This window comes from Frankia sp. EI5c, assembly GCF_001636565.1.
Taxonomy (GTDB): domain Bacteria; phylum Actinomycetota; class Actinomycetes; order Frankiales; family Frankiaceae; genus Parafrankia.
Map to the genome: position 1 here is coordinate 83,125 of NZ_LRTK01000005.1, position 18,415 is coordinate 101,539.

The following is an 18,415-nucleotide window of genomic DNA, read 5'->3' on the forward strand; positions in this document are numbered from 1 at the left end:
GCGCGGAACGGAATGCGGCGCCGCCCCTTCGCATACTCTGACATGGATGTCCGAGAACGAGATCCTCCGGCGAGCAAGCTACGGGCCCACCAGTCCAGTGGTGGGGGCCCGGGGTTCCCGCACCCGCGCGCGGGTCGTGGACACCGCCCTGGGCCTATTCGAGACCGAGGGCTTCCACGGCACCTCCGTGGACGACATCGCCCGGGCCGCCGGCGTCTCCCGCGCCACGCTCTATCAGTATTTCGAGAGCAAGGAACAGATCTTCGTCGAACTGCTGCAGGAATGCGGCACCGCGCTGCTGCGGGTGGTCCGCCGGATCGGCCCGCTGGAGCCCACCGAGCTCGGCTTCGACAATCTGCACTGGTGGCTCGGCGAGTGGGCCTGGGTCTACGACCGGTACGCGACGATGTTCGTCCAGTGGACGAACATCAGTTCGCCCGGCACGTCCATCCCGGAGATGGCCCGCCGATTCCTGGCCGACTACCACGAGCGGATCGCGCGCCGGCTCGTGGCCTGCTCGGTGGCCGGCATCGACCCCGTCGACGCGGCGGTCGTGCTGACCACACTGGTGAACGCCAGCAACTACACCAGGCACGTCGGCTCCGCGGGGCGCGGCCCCGGCCCACTCGGCACCCGGGCGGCCACGGCGGCGACCGCGCTCGGCGCCGAACAGCTCACCGACAGTCTGGCCGTCCTGATCCAGCTCCTGCTCTTCCCGCAGACGCCGGCCGCGGTTTTCGCCCAGCTCGGCCGCGAGATTCCGACACCCCGGCCGCCGAGCACGGGTGAGCGGCTGTGGTCCGGGCCGGCGATCCCGTCGGCGCCGGTTCGCCCGCCGGTTCCCACCGTGGTTCCCGCGTCGCTTCCCGCACCGGTTCCCCCGATGCCGCCCGACGAGCGGTTCACGCGGCTCAGCAGCCGGGCCGCCGCCACCGTCGGCCGGCTGCTCGACGCCGGTGTCCAGTGCTTTACCGAAAAGGGTTACCACCAATGTTCGGTGGATGACATCGTTTCGACGGCCGGTTACGCCCGTGGAACTTTCTACAAGTATTTCGACGAAAAACTCGATCTGCTGGTGGCGCTGAGCGACCGCGCACTGCGCACGATCCTCGAACTCGACGATCGTCTCCGCCGAATCAACACGACCGCCACCGGTGATCCGGGCGACCTGCGCCGCTGGCTCGGCGACGTCACCGCCTTCCAACTCCGGCACACCGGAGTCACCCGGGTCTGGCTCGACCAGCAGCCGCGCCATCCCCGCCTCGACGCGGCCCGGGAGCTCCTGGCCGACCGGCTACACAGCGGGTACCCCGATCTCGTCGGCTCCGCCCGGTGGCCGCACCCGGTCGACCCGCGGGTCGCGAGCATCGCGTTCTTCAGCCTGCTGGAACGGCTTCCCGAGGCGCTGGCGGACGCCGCGCCCGGCCGCCCGGCCGAGCAGATCACCGACCTCGTGGCCACGGCCCTCGCGCGCACCCGGCTGTGCCCACCGGCCGGGCCCCTTGGTCGGCCGCCGGCCGGCTCGGGCCACGGAGCGGGTTCAGGGACCCACGGCGGCCCGCCGGCGCTCCCCTCCTGACCCCACCAGGGCTCACCGACGCCCCCGTCCTGGCCCCACCAGGGCTCACCGACGCTCCCGTCCCTTGATCCCACCAGGGCAGACCGTCACGCCAGGCGACCGCCTCGGTCGCGGTGCGCAATTTGCGGCACGGTGCACGCAACACGAATAACCTGGTGAACTGTGATGCCCGGCAGCACTGGTCCCGGGTTCGGTCGCCAGCCCCGCCCGGCGCCTCCCGCCGCACCGGTCATGCCCCCGCGGACTGGTGGGAGCGTGCGACCGCGCCCGGTAACGCACTGGCAGCGGAGCATCTCAGCGGCGACTCTGGAAGTCTGGGACGAGAACGGCCCTCCCGCGCACATCCCGCGGGATGCCCGAACGAGGAGGTCACACGGGTGAGCACCCTGGTCAAGCCGGGTACGCGTTACAAGTCCACGGTGTGCGACACCGAGGTGATCATAGTCAAGCCGGCGTCCGCCGCCATTGATCTGCGGTGCGGCGGGCATCCCGTGGTCGAGGTCGGGGCGGAGGCGCCCACCGGGCTCGCCCTCGACCCGGCCTTCAGCGGCGGCACCCCGCTGGGCAAGCGGTTCGCCGACCCCGAGTCCGGGCTGGAGCTGCTGGCCACCAAGGCCGGCGCCGGCTCGCTGTCGATCGGCGAGGTCCCGCTCCCGCTGAAGGACGCCAAGCCGCTCCCCTCCTCTGACTGACGGGCGAGAAGCACATGCACCTCGGGATGCTGCTGGAGATGGCCGCGGACGGCCTGGCCGACCGCGTCGCGCTCGGACCCCGCGAGGGCGGACTCTCCTTCGCCGAGTTCGCGCATCGGGCACGCCGCGTCGGCGCCGCCCTGCAGGCCCTGCCCGGCGACCGGGTCGGCCTGATCGACCTGAACTCCCCCGCCGTGCCGCTGGCCCTGTTCGGGTCGGCCATCGCGGGCAAGCCGTTCGTGCCGATCAACTACCGACTGGCGGACGAGCAGCTGCGCGCGATCGTCGCGCGGACCGCGCCCGCCACGGTCGTGGTCGGGGCCGGCGTCGCCGAGCGTCTCGGTGAGATCGACGGCATCCACCTGGTCACCCGGGACGAGCTGCTCGCCACCGCCGCGGACCAGGCGGGCAAGGAGGCCGACGGCTGGGGCGGCGACCCCGACGACATCGCCGTCCTGCTGTTCACCAGCGGCACCACCGGCGAGCCCAAGGCGGCCGTCCTGCGGCATCGCAACCTGACCGAGTACGTGATCACCACGGTCGAGTTCGCGGGCTCCGCCGAGGACGAGGCCTCGATCGTCAGCGTGCCGCCGTACCACATCGCCGGTGTGTCGGCCGCCTGCTCGTCGACCTACTCGGGCCGCCGGACGGTCCAGCTCGAAAGCTTCGAGCCGCGGGCCTGGGTCGACCTGGTCCGGGCGGAGTCGGTCACGCACGCGATGGTGGTGCCCACCATGCTCGGCCGGATCCTCGACGTCGTCGAGGCCGACGGGCTGGGGCTGCCCTCGCTGCGCTCCATCTCCTACGGCGGCGGGCCGATGCCGCTGCCGGTGATCGAGCGCGCGGTCACGATGCTCCCGCACGTGGGCTTCGTGAACGCCTACGGGCTCACCGAGACGTCCAGCACGATCGCGGTGCTCGGCCCGGACGACCACCAGGCCGCGATCAGCAGCGACGACCCCGAGGTCCGGGCCCGGCTGGGCTCGGTCGGCCGGCCGCTGCCCAGCCTGGAGGTCTCCATCCGGGACCCCGCGGGCGTCGAGGTGCCCACCGGTGAGCACGGCGAGATCTGGGTTCGCGGCGGGCAGGTCTCCGGCGAGTACCTCGGGATCGGCCGGATCGAGAACGACGGCTGGTTCCCGACCCGGGACGAGGGCCACCTGGACTCCGGCGGCTACCTGTACGTGCACGGCCGGCTGGACGACGTCATCGTGCGCGGCGGGGAGAACATGTCGCCGGGCGAGATCGAAGCCGTCCTGATCACCCACCCGGCTGTCGAGGAGGCCGCCGTCGTCGGCATCCCGCACCGGGACTGGGGCGAGCAGGTCGTCGCGGCCGTCGTCACCTCGGGTGACGTGACCGAGGACGAGCTGCGCAGCCATGTGCGGGCCCAGCTGCGTTCCAGCCGCACCCCGGAGCGCATCCAGTTCCGGGCCGAGCTGCCGTTCAACGAGAACGGAAAGCTGCTGCGCCGGGTGCTGCGCACCGAGCTGGAGCAGGCGTTCAACTGACGGCGCACGGGTGCCGGCCGGCGATCACCTGCCGGCCGGCACCCGCCCGCCGGCCCGTAGCCGCCGGCCGGCAGCCCCCGCGAAGCGGGCGGCTCATCCCACCGACGTGTTGACGATCACCCCGATGCCGTAGGTGGCCGACGCGGCCACCAGGCCGAGCAGCAGCTGGCGCGCCCCGCTGTAGACCGCGGAGCGGCCGGTGAAGCGGCTGACCGCGACGCCGAGCAGGAACAGCGCGAGCCCCGCCAGCACGGCGGCGATCGGGAACGACGTGAACCCGAGCAGGTAGGGCGCCACCGGGATCAGCGCGCCGAGCGCGAACGCCCCGAAGGACGCCGCCGCCGCCCTCGTCGCCGAGGGCAGGTCGTCGGGATCCAGCCCGAGCTCGGCGCGGGCGTGTGCCCGCAGCGCGTTCTCCGGGCTGCTGCCCAGCTGCCGGGCCACCGCCTGCGCGGTCGGCGCGTCGACCCCNTGGCCGCGGAAGAAGGCCGCCAGCTCGGCCTGCTCGGCCACCGGGAACATCTCCAGCTCGCGGCGTTCCACCTCGATCTGCGCCCGCATCGCCTCGTTCTGCGACCGGACCGAGGTGTACTCCCCGGTCGCCATCGAGAACGCGCCGGAGGCCAGCCCGGCGAGACCCGCGAGGATGACCGCCGACCGGTCCGCGGCCCCGCCGGCGAAGCCGCTGATCAGGGCGATGTTGCTGACCAGCCCGTCCATCGCGCCGAAGACCGCTGGACGCAGCCAGCCCGCGCCGGTCGAGTGGCCCCGCTCCCCGTGGCTGGTCGGCACGTTTCGGTCAGGTTCCACAAGGTGAGGTTACGGCCCGGGACCGACCGGCAGCGGATGTCTTCAGCCCACATGCACGAAGGGACGCCGCCGCGGATCCCGCTCGGCCTCCCGCAGGATCTCGCGGGTCGTCGAGGCGACCTCCCCCACCCCGAAGAAGACGAACCGGGCCAGGTTCTGCAGGGGGTTGCCCTCGGCCCACTCGAAGTACACGTGCGGTCTGGCCCCGGTCGTGTCCCGCAGGTACAGCAGCAGGGCGGCGATCGCGTTCGGGACGGAGGTGCTGGTGAGCCGCAGGATCCGGTAGCCGCACCGCTGCTGGCCACGGACGACGAGCTCGCTTTCGAACTCCGAGGAGTCCGGGACCTCCACCTCCAGGAACAGCAGATGCTGGGCCCGCGGGACGCGTAGCAGCTCACGGGCCTGCCTGGCCTTGTCCGCGTACTCGGCGGCCGCCCCGGTGCCGAACTCGTGGGCGATCAGGTGCAGCGCACCGCTGCGGGACGCCTCGGTGACCCACCGGCTCGCCACCGGATCGAGCCGAACCCCGGTGACCCGCAGCTCGAACGATCGCACGGCCCTGGACACGAAGGACACCAGCAGGATCGTGACGATGAAGATCGACCCGATGACCAGCCCGTCCGGCCGCTCGATGATGTTCGCCACGGTGGTGTAGACGAAGACGGCGCTGATCGCGCCGAAGGCGGCTGTGGCCGGCCGGCCGCCGGTGCGGGCCACGGCGACGGTGACGGCCACCGAGGCCGATGTGATCAGGACGAGCACGCCGGTGGCGTAGGCGCCGCCCTGCTTGTCGACACTCGCGTCGAACACCAGGGTGACCGCGAATCCGACCAGGCTGAACACCAGCACGAGCGGGCGCAGCGCGCGGGCCCAGTGCGGTGCCATGCCGTACCGGGGCAGGTAGCGGGGCACCAGATTGAGCAGGCCCGCCATCGCCGAGGCACCGGCGAACCAGAGGATCGCGATCGTGCTGAGGTCGTAGGCGGTGCCGAAGGCGTTCCCCAGCTCCTGGTGGGCGAGGTAGGCCAGCGCCCGCCCGTTGGCCGGGCCGCCCGGTTCGGCCAGCTGCCGCGGGATGAGGACCGTGGTCGCCAGGCTGCTCGACAGCAGCAGCACCGCCATGATGAACGCGGCGGTGGTGAGCAGCCGACGCGCGCCGCGGACCCGCCCGGCGGGACTGGTCTCGGTGTCCGCCGGGTCGCCGCGGATCAGCGGCATCACCGCGACCCCCGTCTCGAAACCCGACAGCCCGAGCGCGAGCTTCGGGAAGACGATCAGGGCGACCCCGGCGAGGAGCACCGGGTTCGGGTGCTCCAGGACGAGCAGTGAGTGCCAGTCCCCGAGCACGGACGGGTGGGTCGCGACCGTGTACAACGACGCCGCGATCACGATCACACTCAGCGTCAGGTACACGGTGACCAGCCCCACCGCGATACCGACCGCCCCCGTGAAGCCACACAGGAAGACCGCGCCGAGCAACGCGAGCAGCACCAGGGTGATCGCCACCTGGTGGCCGGCGAGGGCGTCCGGCGCGTACGGGTTCTCGATCAGGTGCGCGGTCGCGTCGGCGGCCGACAGCGTGATCGTGATCAGGAAGTCGGTGCAGGCGAATCCGAGCAGCACCAGGACCAGCACCTTTCCCTTCCACCAGGAAAGGTGCTTCTCCAGCATCGCGATGGAACCCTCGCCGTGCGGGCTCTCCCCCGCCACCCGTCGGTAGACCGGCAGGGCACCGAAAAGGGTCACCCCGACCAGGACGGCGGTGGCGATCGGGCTGACCGCGCCGGCCGCGAGCAGCGCGATACCGGGCTGGTAGCCGAGAGTGGAGAAGTAGTCCACCCCGGTCAGGCACATGATCCGCAGCCAGTGATGCCGCTGGTGCCCCGGCTCGGGCTGAGCATGCGGCGCGGAGTGCCTGCGGGCCTGCTCGGAGCCGGCGAGCAGCCACTCGCGAACCCCCGCGCGCGGGCCAGCCATCAACCGCCNCGGCCGGTTCCGGCAGGCGGTCGGACCATCTCGGGGGTCTCCGGTCCGTCGCGGGCGCCCTGATCAGCGCGCTGGGAACACCTCGGTGCACAGCTCGTGGGAGCCGTCGGAACGAGCCCGCTCGTAGTAGAGCCGGTACCCGCCCGCGGGCAGTGCCACGATACTCACGTACCGTAGCGCCCCGCCGTGCGGTGACACCGCTGCCGGCCGGTCGCCCACCGGCTCGAACCGCGTGAACGTGCCCACCGCCAGCCCGGTGCGCTCGGACCAGTTCTCCGCGGCGCTCGCCCGGCCGTCGTAGTACGCCACCGCCTTCGGTCCGCCACCGGCGACGGCATCCGCGCCGGCGGCACCCGTACCCGCAGCGGCACCCGTACCCGCAGCGGCATCCGTACCCGCAGCGGCATCCGTGCGGATCACGACGGACGCGATGCGGACGCCACGCTCGTCCCAGGCTCCGTGGCGGGGTGCGAGCGCGGTGCTGCGCCAGGTCCAGGAGAGCCCGTCGGCGCTGGTCGCGTAACGACTGTCCATGCGGTCGGTGGCGGCGGGATCGTCCAGCAGGTGGCAGGAGGCCCACAGATGCCACTGCCCGTCATGCCAGACGACGACGGGATCCTTGACGGCCGTGTGCTCGTCACCGGGCAGGACGGTCCGCCGGGTGGCCNGGTCGAAGGTGTCCGGGGTGTCCGCCTCCAGGACGTCGACCCACCAGTGCGGGCTGCCCGGCGNGGCGCAGCTCACGTAGAGCCGCCAGGTCCCCCACGGGGTCGCCACCAGCGCCGGCCGTTCCAGCGACTCCGCCGGGAAGGCGTCCCGGTCGATCCGCTGGATCGGGGTGAACCGCTCGCCGTCGATCGAGCGAGCGATCACGATGGCGTACCCGCGGCCGTGCCCGACCGGGCGCCGCAGGCGATACGCCAGGTAGAAGGCGCCGTCGGCGTAGACGGCACTCGGCGCCCCGGCCCAGTAGCCCGGGCCGTCCTCCGGCGGCGGCACCACGGTCACCGCCCGGTCCGGTACGGGAAGGGGCATGTCCGGCGCTGTCCGCTCGGCCTCGTACGTCACCACGCGCCGAATCCTACTTAGCTGATGGACAAGGACGTCAATCCGCGTCGAGCGCCGTTGTGGCGGGTCGCGGAAGCGACCGGTGACACCGCCACGGGATAAGGGTTTTTCACCACTTCCGATCGAAAAAGTGTTTTATGCTGCTCCGACCATAGGAAACCGTCAAGCGCAACCGCGTCCGGCCACTGGAGCGTCCAGTCGATGTCCCTGCCCGACTTCCTTGTGATCGGTGTGCCCAAGGCCGGCACGACGGCGATGCACGCCGCGCTGAGCCGGCATCCCGAGCTCTTCCTCTCCCGGGTCAAGGAACCGAAGTTCTTCCTCTCGGATGGCCCGCCGCCCGCGCAGGGCGGGCCGGGTGACGCGCAGACCTACCAGGAGCACGTGTGGCGCCGGGCGGACTACGAGGCGCTGTTCGACGCCGCCCCCGCCGGCGCCCTGCGCGGCGAGGCGACCCCCTTCTACCTGTACGACCTGGACGCGCAGAACCGCATCCGCCGACTGCTCCCGAAGGCGCGGCTCCTCGTCCTGCTGCGCAATCCGGTCGACCGCGCGCACTCCAACTGGACGCACCTGTGGGCGGCCGGGCTCGAACCGGAACGCGACTTCGTCCAGGCCTGCGCGCTGGAGGAACGCCGCCGCGCGGCCGGCTGGGCCCACTTCTGGCACTACGTGGGGCAGGGCCTGTACGGCCGGCAGCTGGAGCACCTGTTCACCCTGTTCGACCGTGACCAGATCCTCCTGCTGCGCTACCGCGACCTGCGGGACGCACCCGTGCCGACCCTGGACCGGGTGTGCGAGTTCCTGGGCGTGCAGCCCGGGCTGCTGGACGCGGTCCCGTCCGAGAACGTGACACCGTACGTCGCCGACACGGCCGTCAACAGCGCGCTGCGGGCCGTGCTGCGCACCGGCGGGCGCATCGGCCACCGTTTCCCACCCCGGGTGCGGGTCGCCGTCCGCGGCCCGCTGCTGCGTGGCCTGCAACGCGAGCGGGGCGGGCGGCCGACGATCACCCCGGCGCAGCGGGCCGCCGTCCTGCCGTACTTCGTCGAGGACATCGCCCGGCTCGAACAGGTCACCGGCCACAGCTACGCCGACTGGCTCACCGTGGGCCAGGACACCGACGTCATCGACTGAGCACCGGCGGGCGGGCAGCCGCCGGGGCCAGCCGTGCGGACCGGCCGTGGGAGGCCACCCGGCCCGATGGGTTGGCCACCCGGCCCGATGAGTTCGCCTGGTGCCGGTGGTCTGCATCCGTGGGCGAACGGCCACGCGTTCGCACTGACGGACGGGAGCCAACCANGCCAGACTCCGCCGACGAGGGCGGTGTGGTTCTCCGGCTGCCGGCGACGCTGCGCCGCGACGACATCTCCGGCCTGTGCGGCCGCTGGGAGAAGCTCCTCGGCGGCCGGCCCGGAACCGCTGTGCTCATCGACGCCACCGCGGTCACCCGGGTCGACCTGGTCGCCGTCGAGGCCGTCGCCCGGCTCGCCCTCCTGGCCAGGCGCTACGACCGCGCGCCGCGGGTGGACGCGCCCGCGCGGCTGCGTGACCTGCTGGCACTCGCGGGCCTCGCCGGGCTGGTCGACCGCCCGCCACCGGACCCGGCGTTACCCCGGCAGCCGTGACGGCAGGCCGAACAGTGGGAACAGCCGCTCGACGTCGAGGAACGTGTTCACGCCCTGGACGCGGCCGCCCTCGATCTCCAGCACGATCAGCCCCCAGGGATCGTGCCCGGCACCGGTCTCGCTCGGGCGGTACTGGCCGAAGGCGGGATGGCCGTTCGCGGTCGTCGGCAGCAGACGTGAGCCGCGGCAGCCGCGCCCGGTACCCGTCAGCCAGGCCCGGACGTCGTCCTGCCCACGCAGCCACAGGTCCAGCGGCGGCATCGACAGCGTCACGTCCTCGTGCATCAGCGCGACCAGGGCCTCGATGTCGTACCGCTCGAATGCCTCCACGTAGCGGGCGAGCAGCGCCCGCTGCCCCGCGTCGGCCGGCCGCAGCGGCTCGGCCGCCCCGACGTCGATCGAGGCGATCGTGGCCCGCGCCCGCTGCAGGGCGCTGTTGACGGAGGCGACCGTGGTGTCCAGCAGCTGCGCGGTCTCGCTCGCCGACCAGGCGAACACCTCACGCAGGATGAGCACCGCGCGCTGCCGGGCCGGCAGGTGCTGGAGCGCGACGACGAACGCGAGCCGGACGCTCTCCCGGCGGTCGGCGAGATCCGCCGGGTCGGCGGTGTCGGCGCCGCCGGTGAGCACCCGCCCGTCGGGGGCGGGGACGATCCAGCTCGCCTCCGGCAGCGGTGCCCGCAGCGGCGTGGCCGCGGTGGACGGGCCGGTGAGGTCCATCGGGCGGGCCCGGCGCTGGCCGGAGCTCAGCATGGTGAGGCACACGTTGGTCGCGATGCGGTAGAGCCACGACCGCAGCGCCGCGCGCCCCTCGAAGCGGTCGAGCCCGCGCCACGCCCGGATCATCGTCTCCTGCACGGCGTCCTGCGCGTCGAAGGGGGAGCCGAGCATCCGGTAGCAGTAACCGGTCAGCTCCGGCCGGAACGGCTCCAGCAGGGTCGTGGTCTCCCCCGGTACGCCCTGTTCGGCGAGCTCACCGTTCCCGGCGGGCGCACCGGCCCGCGTGTCCGGAAGAACCTCACTCATCAGACATCCTCTCGATCGGGCGCCCGGGCCGCCGGGTTCGCGATTCCGGCCCAGTGTGGCTGCCGGGTACGACAGAAAACGCGACCGCCCCGTGGGGCGCCCCTCGGAAGCGCTTGACCAGGTCGGACCGAGCGCACCCCCCGTTCGGACTATTTGTCGGAGTCTCATACAGTCACGGAACCCGGCGGATGCCGCGCGTCCGCCGTTCATCCGGCGGCCGCCCACGCCGAGGGCGGGACAGCCGGTACCCGGCATCGACGTCCAGCGCAGGCATCCGTTCCCACCAGCCCGCGTCACGTCAGCGTGGCGGCGACGACGTTCAACGAGGAGCGGACGAAAGGATGATCGGCAACGACGCCCACGTGCGGAACAACCGCACCCGGTGGAACGAGATCTCCGACGACTACCAGCGGTTCAACGCCCCGCAGATCCGGGGGCAGGCATTCACCGGCGACATCACCTGGGGCGTCTGGGGCGTCCCCGAGTCGCAGCTGAACATTCTCGGCCATGTCGTCGGCCTCGACGTGCTGGAGATGGGGTGCGGCGGCAGCCAGTGGTCGACCGCCCTGGCCCGCCGCGGCGCCCGGCCGGTGGGGCTGGACCTGTCCGAGCGGCAGCTGCACCACAGCCGGGAACTACAGCGTGAGACCGGGCTGGAGTTCCCGCTCGTCCAGGCGAGCGCCGAGGACGTGCCGTTCGCCGACGCCACCTTCGACATCGTGTTCGCCGACCACGGCGCCTTCTCCTTCGCCGACCCGTACCGGGCCGTCCCGGAGGCCGCGCGGATCCTGCGCCCCGGCGGGGTGCTCGCGTTCGGGCACGTGAGCCCGATCTACGAGATCAGCATTCCGGACGGTGCCGAGGCCGCCGGCGACCGGCTCGTCGGCGACTACTTCGGCCTGCGCCTCATCTCCGACACCGACGGCCTGGTCAGCGCGAACCTCCCGTACGGGGCGTGGATCCGGCTGTTCCGCGACTGCGGACTGATCGTCGAGGACCTCGTCGAGCCGCGGCCCGGCAACGGCCTGGAGCCCTCGCACCGCGACAGCGCCGAGGAGGCCTGGGCCCGCCGGTGGCCGTCGGAGTGCATCTGGAAGCTGCGGCGGGCCTGACCGCCCGGCCACGGCGCGACGCCCCACCCACCCGTCCGCGGCACTAGGATCAGCGCACGTGACCGGCATGTTCGCTCCGCCCAGGCCCGGTCCCGAGCTGCGTGTCCGGTTTCCCCAGGTCGCGCCGTCCGTGCGGGAGTTCCTCGCCACGGAGGCGGGCGGCGCCGTACTGCTCGTCATCGCCGCGGCGGTCGCGCTGGTCTGGGCGAACAGTCCCGCCGCGGGCAGCTATCACGATCTGTGGGAGACCACGGCCGGGATCGGCGTGGGGGACGCGGCGCTGTCGATGTCGCTGCACCACTGGGTCAACGACGGCGCCATGGCGATCTTCTTCGCCGTCGTGGGCCTGGAGATCAACCGGGAGTTCACCACCGGAGAGCTCAGGGACCGGCGGACGGTCGCCGTCCCCGCCCTCGCCGCGATCGGCGGGCTGTGCCTGCCGGCCCTGATCTACCTGTTGTTCAACCCGTCCGGCCCCGCCGCCCGCGGCTGGGGAATCCCCATGTCGACCGACACCGCGTTCGTGCTCGGGATCCTCGCGCTGTTCGGGCCGCGCTGCCCGGACCGGCTGCGGCTGTTCCTGCTCACGCTGGCCATCGTGGACGACATCGGGGCGATCGCCGTGGTCGCCGTCTTCTACACCGAGCGGGTCGAGGCAGGCTGGCTCGGTGCCGCCGCGGTCCTGCTGGGCGTGATCGCGACCATGCGCTGGATGGGGGTCTGGCGCCTGCCCCCGTACGTGGTCGCCGCGGTCGCGCTCTGGGTGACGATCTACTCCTCGGGAGTGCACGGGACCCTCGCGGGGGTGTTCGTCGGCCTCATGCTGCCGGCCGCGGCGCCGCGGCGCGAGCAGATCGAAAACGTGCCGATCTACGTCCGCGCGCTGCGGGAGGACTCCACGGCCGCGCGGGCCGCGCTCGCCGTGTCGGCGGCGAAGGCCACCGTCGCCACGAGCGAGCGCCTCCAGTACAGCCTGCACCCGATCAGCGCCTATGTGATCGTTCCGATCTTCGGCCTGGCCAACGCGGGGGTGCGCCTCGACGGTCACACCCTGTCCACCGCCGTGTCCTCGCCGGTGACCCTCGGGGTGGCTCTGGCGCTGCTGGCAGGTAACGGGATCGGCATCACCGCGACTTCGGCGCTGGCGATCCGCACCGGGCTCGGGGTGCTGCCGGGCGGGGTCCGTTACGGGCACCTGGCCGGCGCGGCCGTCCTCGCCGGCATCGGCTTCACGATCTCCCTGTTCGTCACCGAGCTGGCGTTCACCGACCCGGCGCTCGCCGAACAGGCCAAGATCGGGATTCTCGCCGGTTCCTTCGTCTCCGCCCTGCTCGGCACGCTCGTCCTGCGCTATGTCGGGGAGCGCTGGTCGCTGTGCTCGCCCGGCACGGACGAGTCCGTCCCCGCGCTACCGCCCCGGCCGTGGCGCGCGCCGGAGCCACCGCCCGGCGCGGTCGTCCGCTGAGCGGCCCGCGGCTGACCGGCCCGCGGCGGCCCGCCCGACCGCGGCCCGCAGCGGACCGAGCTCCAGCCGCCCGCGGTACCGCTCCCCGTCCACGAAGATCGCCGGTGTGCCGCGGACCCGCCGCTGGGCGGCGTCGGCATAGTCGGCCTCGACCGCATCGCCATAGGGCTGGGCCGGATCACCCACGACGAGATCGGCCTCCACTCCCACGGCCCGCGCGAAGCCCATGAGGTATCTGTCGGCCAGCCGGTCCTGGTTCGCGAACAGCAGGTCGTGCATCTCCCAGAACCGGCCGTGCGCCCCGGCCGCCTCGGCGGCCAGCGCGGCAGTCAGCGCATGGGGATGCAGGTCGAACACCGGGAAATGGCGGAAAACGTGCCGGACCTGACCGTCGGAAGAATCGACCAGCTCGCGGAGGATTCCGGCCGCCCGGGCACAGTATGGGCATTCGAAGTCGGCGTACTCGACAATTACCACGGGCGCATCCGGAGTACCCCGGGAATTTCTCCAGGGGTCGACGGGAGGGCGCCTGTTCGCCGCGCGGTTCGATCGATCCCGGCCGCGCCTCTCGGGGCGCCGGGCGCCGTCACCGGCCACCGTTTCGGCCGTCACCCCCGCGCGCACGGGAATCAGGCGCCGGGCCGGGCCACTTCCCTTCACCGTTCCCGTGCGGCCCGCGCCGGCCGCGCCTCGGGCGGCGGACGGAGCCATGCACTCCGCCGGGGCGCCGCCCCCGTCGACCAGCTCGGCCGACCTGGCAACTCCCTTGCCGGAATCATTCACCCCGGCGTCTTCCGGGTCGGCGCCGTTCATTCCGGTGCCGTTCTCCCCGAAATCGCCCGTCAGGCCTTCCTTCGCGGCGGCATCGCCCATAGCACCCATTGTAGCCAGCGGCCGCCGCGCTCGCCGGCGCGGCAACCACCCTGCACTAGGCTGAGCGCCGTGGCCGAGCCGAAAACGTCGGATCGACGCATCCGCAGTCCCGACGACACGCTGGCGATCAGAGCGGTGGACGTCCGAATCCGGCGTGGGACCGCCTGGGGTGGGCGCGGCGGCCGGGAAATCGTCCACGGTGTTTCCTTCGAGGTCCGGCGGGGCACGGTCACCGGCCTCATCGGCCCCAGCGGATGCGGAAAGACCACACTCATGCGCGCGATCGTGGGAATTCAGCGGGGCGTGACCGGCGAGCTGCGCGTGCTCGGCCAGGAAGCCTGCACCGCCGATCTGAACCGGCGGGTCGGCTATGCCACCCAGTCCGCCTCGGTCTACCACGACCTGACCGTGGCCGAGAATCTGCGCTATTTCATGACTCTCGCCACCCAGGGCACACCCAGCCCACTGGAGATCATCCGGGGGGCGGAGCACGTCACCGCCTCGGTCGGCCTCGCACCCGAGTCCCGAACGCAGGTCGGCCGGCTCTCCGGCGGTCAGCGGGGCCGCGTCTCGCTGGCCGCCGCGTTCATCGGCGGCCGGGAGCTTCTCGTGCTCGACGAACCGACCGTGGGCCTCGACCCGGTCCTGCGGCGCGAACTGTGGGACGGATTCCACCAGATGGCCGACCGCGGCCTCACCCTGCTCATCAGCTCCCATGTGATGGACGAGGCGGCCCGCTGCGACCGGCTGCTGTTGCTGCGCGAGGGCCAGCTGATCGCGGACGAGACTCCCGATGCCCTGCTCCGCCTCACCGGCGCCGGCGACCTCGACCGGGCGTTCCTCCGACTCGTCGAGCCCAGGCCGGCCCCCCGCCAGGCGGCGGCGCCGGCCGACGGGCCGCACCCGCTGCCCGGCGCTGACGGCGGCGGCACGGCGCACGCGACGAACCCGGGCGCACCGGCGGTCAGCGACCCCGCCCCACCGCCGGGCGGCCGGCCGGCCCGGCCCGACCGGCCCGACCGGCGGCATCGGGGTGAGGGCCGGCGCGTGCCCCTGAACCTGCCGAGGACCACCGCCACCGCGCTGCGGGTGATCCGCCAGATGCGGCGCGACCCGCGGACCATCCTGCTCGTCCTCGCGCTCCCGCCGGCACTGCTCGTGCTGCTCCAGGCGATCTTCGCAAACAGCCCGACCGCGTTCGACCGGGCCGGCGCGGGCCTGCTCGGCGTTTTCCCGCTGATGACGATGTTCTTCCTGACCTCGGTGGCGATGCTGCGCGAACGCCGCTCCGGCACCCTGGAACGGCTGATGACCACGCCGATCGGACGGGGCGACCTGCTCACCGGCTACGGCGTGGCCTTCGGGCTGCTCGCCGTCGCGCAGGCCGCCATCACGACGACGACCGCCGTGGCCCTGTTGCACCTGCGGATCGCCGGGCCGCTGCTGATGCTGGGCCTGCTCGCCGTGCTCGCCGCCCTGTTCGGCACCGCTCTCGGCCTGCTCACCAGCGCCTTCGCGAACTCCGAGTTCCAGGCCGTGCAGTTCCTCCCGCCGGTCCTGCTGCCGCAGTTCCTGCTGTGCGGCATCCTCGTCCCGCCCGACCAGATGAACTCCGTCCTCGACACCCTCAGCATGCTGATGCCGATGACCTATGTCGTGGACGCGCTCAACCGCATCAGCACCACCCCCGGGGTGTCGATGCTGGTGGTCCGGGACGCGCTCGTCATCGCGGCGTGCACGTTGGTGGCGCTCACCCTCGCGGCCGCGACGCTGCGCAGACAGAGCCCCTGACCCCACCGGCCGACCTGATCAACGATCCCCACCACGCCGGCCGGTGATCAGGTCGGGACCCCACGAACCACGAACCCACGTACCGGCTGTCAGGCCGTGCGGTCGAGGCCGCCGGCACCGGCGGCCAGCCGGGCGTAGTGCGGGGAGCGGCCCAACAGGTCCTCGTGCCGGCCGGCGGCAACCAGCACCCCCTCGTCCAGAACGAGGATCAGGTCCGAGGCCCGCACCGTCGAGATGCGGTGGGCGATGACGAGCAGCGCCCGGCGCGCGGCGATGTCCGCCATCGCTCTGGTCAGGGCACGCTCGTTGACCGCGTCCATCTGGGATGTCGGCTCGTCGAGCAGCAGCAGGCCGGGGGCGGCGAGCAGTGCTCGGGCGACGGCCACCCGCTGCCGCTCCCCGCCGGAGAGCAGCACCCCGTGGTCACCCACATCGGTGTCCAGGCCGGCGGGCAGCCGGCGGACCAGCGAGGTGAGCCGCGCAACGTCGACAACCTCGGCGACCTCCGCCTCGGTCGCCTCCGGGCGGGCGTACACGATGTTGTCACGCAGCGAGCCACAGAGCACCGGGGCGTCCTGCTCGACCAGGTTGACCTGCCGGCGCGTCCGGGCCCGGGCCGACTTCGCCAGCGGTATCCCGTCGAGCAGGATCTCGCCGGCGTCCGGCTCGTAGAACCGCTCGATGAGGCCGAGGATGGTCGACTTCCCGGCACCGGACGGCCCGACCAGCGCCACCTGTCCGCGGGCGGGCACGGTGAAGGACACACCCCGCAGCACCGGACGTGTTCCGTAGGAGAACCACACGTCGCGGAACTCCAACGCCGGTGCGCCGAGGCCGGAGGGCGACCGCGGCCACCGCTCCCGGTCCGCTGCCGGTTTCCGCCCGTCCCCCGGGTCGATCCGGCGGTCCGGGCTGTCCGGCCCTTCCCGCGGTTCCGTCTCCTCCAGCGGTTCCGTCTCCTCCAGCTGCCTCGCCTCCTCCAGCGGTTCCGTCTCCTCCAGCGGCATCGTGAAGACGACGTTCACCCGGGTCAGCGCGCCCAGCCCACGCTGGATCGTCTGCGCCGACTCGATCAGCTGCGACAGCGGCATCACCAGATAGGTGGCGTACAGCAGGAAGGCCACCAGGTCGCCCAGCGAGGTGGTGCCCCGGGCGACGAGCACCCCGCCGACGAGCAGCACGACCAGCACCGAGCCCTGGACGGCGAGCTGGGTCGCGGGCGCGATCACCGCGCTGAGCCGCGCCATGCGCAGTCCGGCCTGGTAGGCGTCGTCGGCATGCCGACCGATGCGCTCGCTCTCCCGCTCCTCGGCGTTGCTCGCGCGGACGGTGCGGATCGCCGTCAGCGCCCGCTCGAGGTCGGCGGACATCCGCCCGACGCTCGCCTGCCCCTGCTCGGAGACCGACCGCACTCGGGACAGCGCCGTCAGCACGATGCAGCCGGCGACCACCACCGCGGCGACCACCAGCCCGAACAGGACCGGGCTGAGCCACACCATCAGCCCGATCGCCGCGAGCACCCCGATGGTGCTGGTCACGACCGTGGTGAGGCTGTAGGCGACCGCGTCGCGCACCACCATGGTGTCCGCGTTGGACCGCGACAGCAGGTCTCCGATGCGCTCGGCGTCGAACACCCGGATGCGCAGCCGCAGCAGATGTCCGATCAACCGGCGGCGCAGCCGGAGCAGAACCCGCTGGCCGGTGCGGTCCAGCAGGTAGTGCCCGCAGGTGTCCAGCGCCGCTTCCAGCAGGAACACCGCGATGAGGACCACGACCAGCAGCGGGGGGAGCCCGCCGGAGCTCGCGGCGTCGATCACCGCCCGGACCAGCAGTGGCTGGGCCAGACCGATCACCGACCCGATCGCGGTGAGGGTGGTGGCGAAGGTGATCAACCGACCGTGCCCACGGAGCAGCCGCCAGAGGTCCCCGAAACCGGGCCGGGGCCCCGGCGGCCGCGGCGGCCCGAGACGCCCCGGCCGCAGACCGCGCAGTCGCGGCCCGAACGGCGGCGGGCCACCGGGCACGCCGGGGGGCGGCGGGCCACCGGGCAGACCAGGAGGTCCGCCCGGGGCGGGAGGTACGCCGGGGGGCGGGGGGCCGGCGTACTCCGGTGGTGGCGCGGTCACGCGGAACGCGCCGGCACTCGCGGTCGCGGCCGCGACCTGACCGTGATCACCGGCTGGTATGTGCCGGGGGGAAACGACTCGCCGACCGTCAGCCCGTCGGCTTCCACCCAGGCGTGCGCCGCGAACGAACCCGCGGCGCGGACTCCCGTCCGCCATGTCGGCCACCTCCCCGAGACGCGGCAGAGCAGCGCGGTCGCGACCGCGCGCGGCAGGCACCCGGCCGGGTCCCGGCAGGTGCGGCTCACTGCCGTCACCGTTTCCAGCGCGGCCAGCGTCTGCTGGTATCCGGCCGGCCGGGTGCCGGCCGCCAACGCTTCCATCACCCGCCGCAGCTGGCCGGGAGGGAGCCGGGTCAGCCCGCGGGCGATCGTCACGACGGGAGGGGCAACCGCGACGCGGGCAGCCCGCCGCCACCGGCGCGACCAGGGTGACCAGCGCGACCGGTCCACCCGGTCCGCACCGGTGGCGAGCGCGAGCTGCCCGCCATGGGCGGTCAACGGACCAGCCCCGCGGCGCGCAGGGCCCGCGTCAGCGCCTCGATGTCGGCGAGCGCGGTCGTGCCGTCCACCTCGTACGCCTCGGTGACCGCCCGCGCGGCCTGAGCGGCGGTGCCGCCGTCCATCAGGATGCCGACGGCGAGATCCGCCGTCGGGTTCAGCGTGAAGTACCGGCCGGTCCGCTCGTCCAGCAGGACGGCACCGTACTCGGTACGGGTGCGCACAACGTGCTCGAGCAGCTGGGTCGTCAC

15 protein-coding genes and 3 pseudogenes are annotated in these 18,415 nt (G+C 72.9%); 8 read left to right on the forward strand and 10 right to left on the reverse strand.

Annotated features, from left to right (window positions below; translation table 11 throughout):
- Nucleotides 1–46 precede the first annotated feature (46 nt).
- From UG55_RS02015 to UG55_RS02025, 3 genes are all read left to right on the forward strand, one after another.
- Nucleotides 47–1,579: a TetR/AcrR family transcriptional regulator gene (locus tag UG55_RS02015; RefSeq protein WP_083986309.1), complete on the forward strand. Its 1,533-nt coding sequence runs from the start codon at nucleotides 47–49 to the stop codon at nucleotides 1,577–1,579.
- A 377-nt stretch (nucleotides 1,580–1,956) separates the two neighbouring features.
- A complete protein-coding gene (locus UG55_RS02020; protein WP_083986310.1) occupies nucleotides 1,957–2,271 on the forward strand; it encodes a hypothetical protein in 315 nt (104 codons plus the stop codon).
- Between the two features lie 14 nt (nucleotides 2,272–2,285).
- On the forward strand, nucleotides 2,286–3,782 hold the full coding sequence (locus UG55_RS02025; protein ID WP_066061951.1) for a class I adenylate-forming enzyme family protein: 1,497 nt from the start codon (nucleotides 2,286–2,288) through the stop codon (nucleotides 3,780–3,782).
- Nucleotides 3,783–3,875: 93 nt separating this feature from the next.
- Here UG55_RS02025 and UG55_RS31275 read toward each other — a convergent pair.
- The 5 genes and pseudogenes from UG55_RS31275 to UG55_RS46580 all read right to left on the reverse strand — a co-directional run.
- Nucleotides 3,876–4,253: VIT1/CCC1 transporter family protein (locus tag UG55_RS31275; protein ID WP_242423609.1), on the reverse strand; the 378-nt coding region annotated here is incomplete at its 5' end.
- A gap of 1 nt (nucleotide 4,254) precedes the next feature.
- Nucleotides 4,255–4,592: pseudogene (locus tag UG55_RS31280) on the reverse strand (VIT1/CCC1 transporter family protein); the annotation flags it as partial.
- Nucleotides 4,593–4,634: 42 nt separating this feature from the next.
- Nucleotides 4,635–6,569, reverse strand: a complete 1,935-nt coding sequence (locus UG55_RS31285; protein ID WP_066061957.1) for an amino acid transporter — start codon at nucleotides 6,567–6,569, stop codon at nucleotides 4,635–4,637.
- 72 nt (nucleotides 6,570–6,641) lie between these two features.
- A pseudogene (locus UG55_RS46575) lies at nucleotides 6,642–7,245 on the reverse strand (hypothetical protein); the annotation flags it as partial.
- 65 nt (nucleotides 7,246–7,310) lie between these two features.
- Nucleotides 7,311–7,649: pseudogene (locus UG55_RS46580) on the reverse strand (hypothetical protein); the annotation flags it as partial.
- A 198-nt stretch (nucleotides 7,650–7,847) separates the two neighbouring features.
- Here UG55_RS46580 and UG55_RS02045 point away from each other — a divergent pair.
- Together UG55_RS02045 and UG55_RS02050 are read left to right on the forward strand one after the other, a co-directional pair.
- Nucleotides 7,848–8,783 (forward strand): sulfotransferase, encoded by a 936-nt coding sequence (locus UG55_RS02045; protein WP_066061960.1) that lies wholly within the window; start codon nucleotides 7,848–7,850, stop codon nucleotides 8,781–8,783.
- Between the two features lie 191 nt (nucleotides 8,784–8,974).
- Entirely contained in the window at nucleotides 8,975–9,274 is a 300-nt protein-coding gene (locus UG55_RS02050; protein WP_066061963.1) for an STAS domain-containing protein, read from the forward strand.
- On the opposite strand, the gene UG55_RS02055 is transcribed toward UG55_RS02050, so the two are convergent.
- Nucleotides 9,257–10,300: a sigma-70 family RNA polymerase sigma factor gene (locus tag UG55_RS02055; protein ID WP_066061966.1), complete on the reverse strand. Its 1,044-nt coding sequence runs from the start codon at nucleotides 10,298–10,300 to the stop codon at nucleotides 9,257–9,259. The two genes, UG55_RS02050 and UG55_RS02055, sit on opposite strands and share 18 nt — an antisense overlap.
- Nucleotides 10,301–10,641: 341 nt before the next feature.
- Between UG55_RS02055 and UG55_RS02060 the strand changes: the two genes are divergently transcribed.
- Both UG55_RS02060 and nhaA read left to right on the forward strand, forming a co-directional pair.
- Nucleotides 10,642–11,412 carry a class I SAM-dependent methyltransferase gene (locus tag UG55_RS02060; protein ID WP_066061968.1) on the forward strand — a complete coding sequence of 257 codons (771 nt, stop codon included), beginning with the start codon at nucleotides 10,642–10,644 and terminating at the stop codon, nucleotides 11,410–11,412.
- A 67-nt stretch (nucleotides 11,413–11,479) separates the two neighbouring features.
- The gene (gene nhaA / locus UG55_RS02065) at nucleotides 11,480–12,877 is read left to right on the forward strand and encodes a Na+/H+ antiporter NhaA (protein WP_066061971.1); all 1,398 of its coding nucleotides are present in this window, start codon (nucleotides 11,480–11,482) and stop codon (nucleotides 12,875–12,877) included.
- Here the strand turns inward: nhaA and UG55_RS02070 are convergent.
- Complete coding sequence (locus tag UG55_RS02070) at nucleotides 12,821–13,759, reverse strand: DsbA family protein (RefSeq protein WP_313954571.1); 939 nt, start codon at nucleotides 13,757–13,759, stop codon at nucleotides 12,821–12,823. The two genes, nhaA and UG55_RS02070, sit on opposite strands and share 57 nt — an antisense overlap.
- 60 nt (nucleotides 13,760–13,819) lie before the next feature.
- Here UG55_RS02070 and UG55_RS26810 point away from each other — a divergent pair, with 60 nt between their 5' ends.
- Entirely contained in the window at nucleotides 13,820–15,541 is a 1,722-nt protein-coding gene (locus tag UG55_RS26810; protein WP_083986312.1) for an ABC transporter ATP-binding protein/permease, read from the forward strand.
- Between the two features lie 89 nt (nucleotides 15,542–15,630).
- Here the strand turns inward: UG55_RS26810 and UG55_RS02080 are convergent, their stop codons facing one another.
- The 3 genes from UG55_RS02080 to UG55_RS02090 form a co-directional block, all read right to left on the reverse strand.
- Complete coding sequence (locus UG55_RS02080; protein ID WP_242423610.1) at nucleotides 15,631–17,433, reverse strand: ABC transporter ATP-binding protein; 1,803 nt, start codon at nucleotides 17,431–17,433, stop codon at nucleotides 15,631–15,633.
- A 230-nt stretch (nucleotides 17,434–17,663) separates the two neighbouring features.
- Nucleotides 17,664–18,164, reverse strand: coding sequence for a lasso peptide biosynthesis B2 protein (locus tag UG55_RS02085; protein ID WP_242423611.1), 501 nt, complete (start codon nucleotides 18,162–18,164; stop codon nucleotides 17,664–17,666).
- Nucleotides 18,161–18,415, reverse strand: coding sequence for a lasso peptide biosynthesis PqqD family chaperone (locus tag UG55_RS02090; RefSeq protein ID WP_066061978.1), 255 nt, complete (start codon nucleotides 18,413–18,415; stop codon nucleotides 18,161–18,163). The genes UG55_RS02085 and UG55_RS02090 overlap by 4 nt, the downstream gene beginning before the upstream one ends.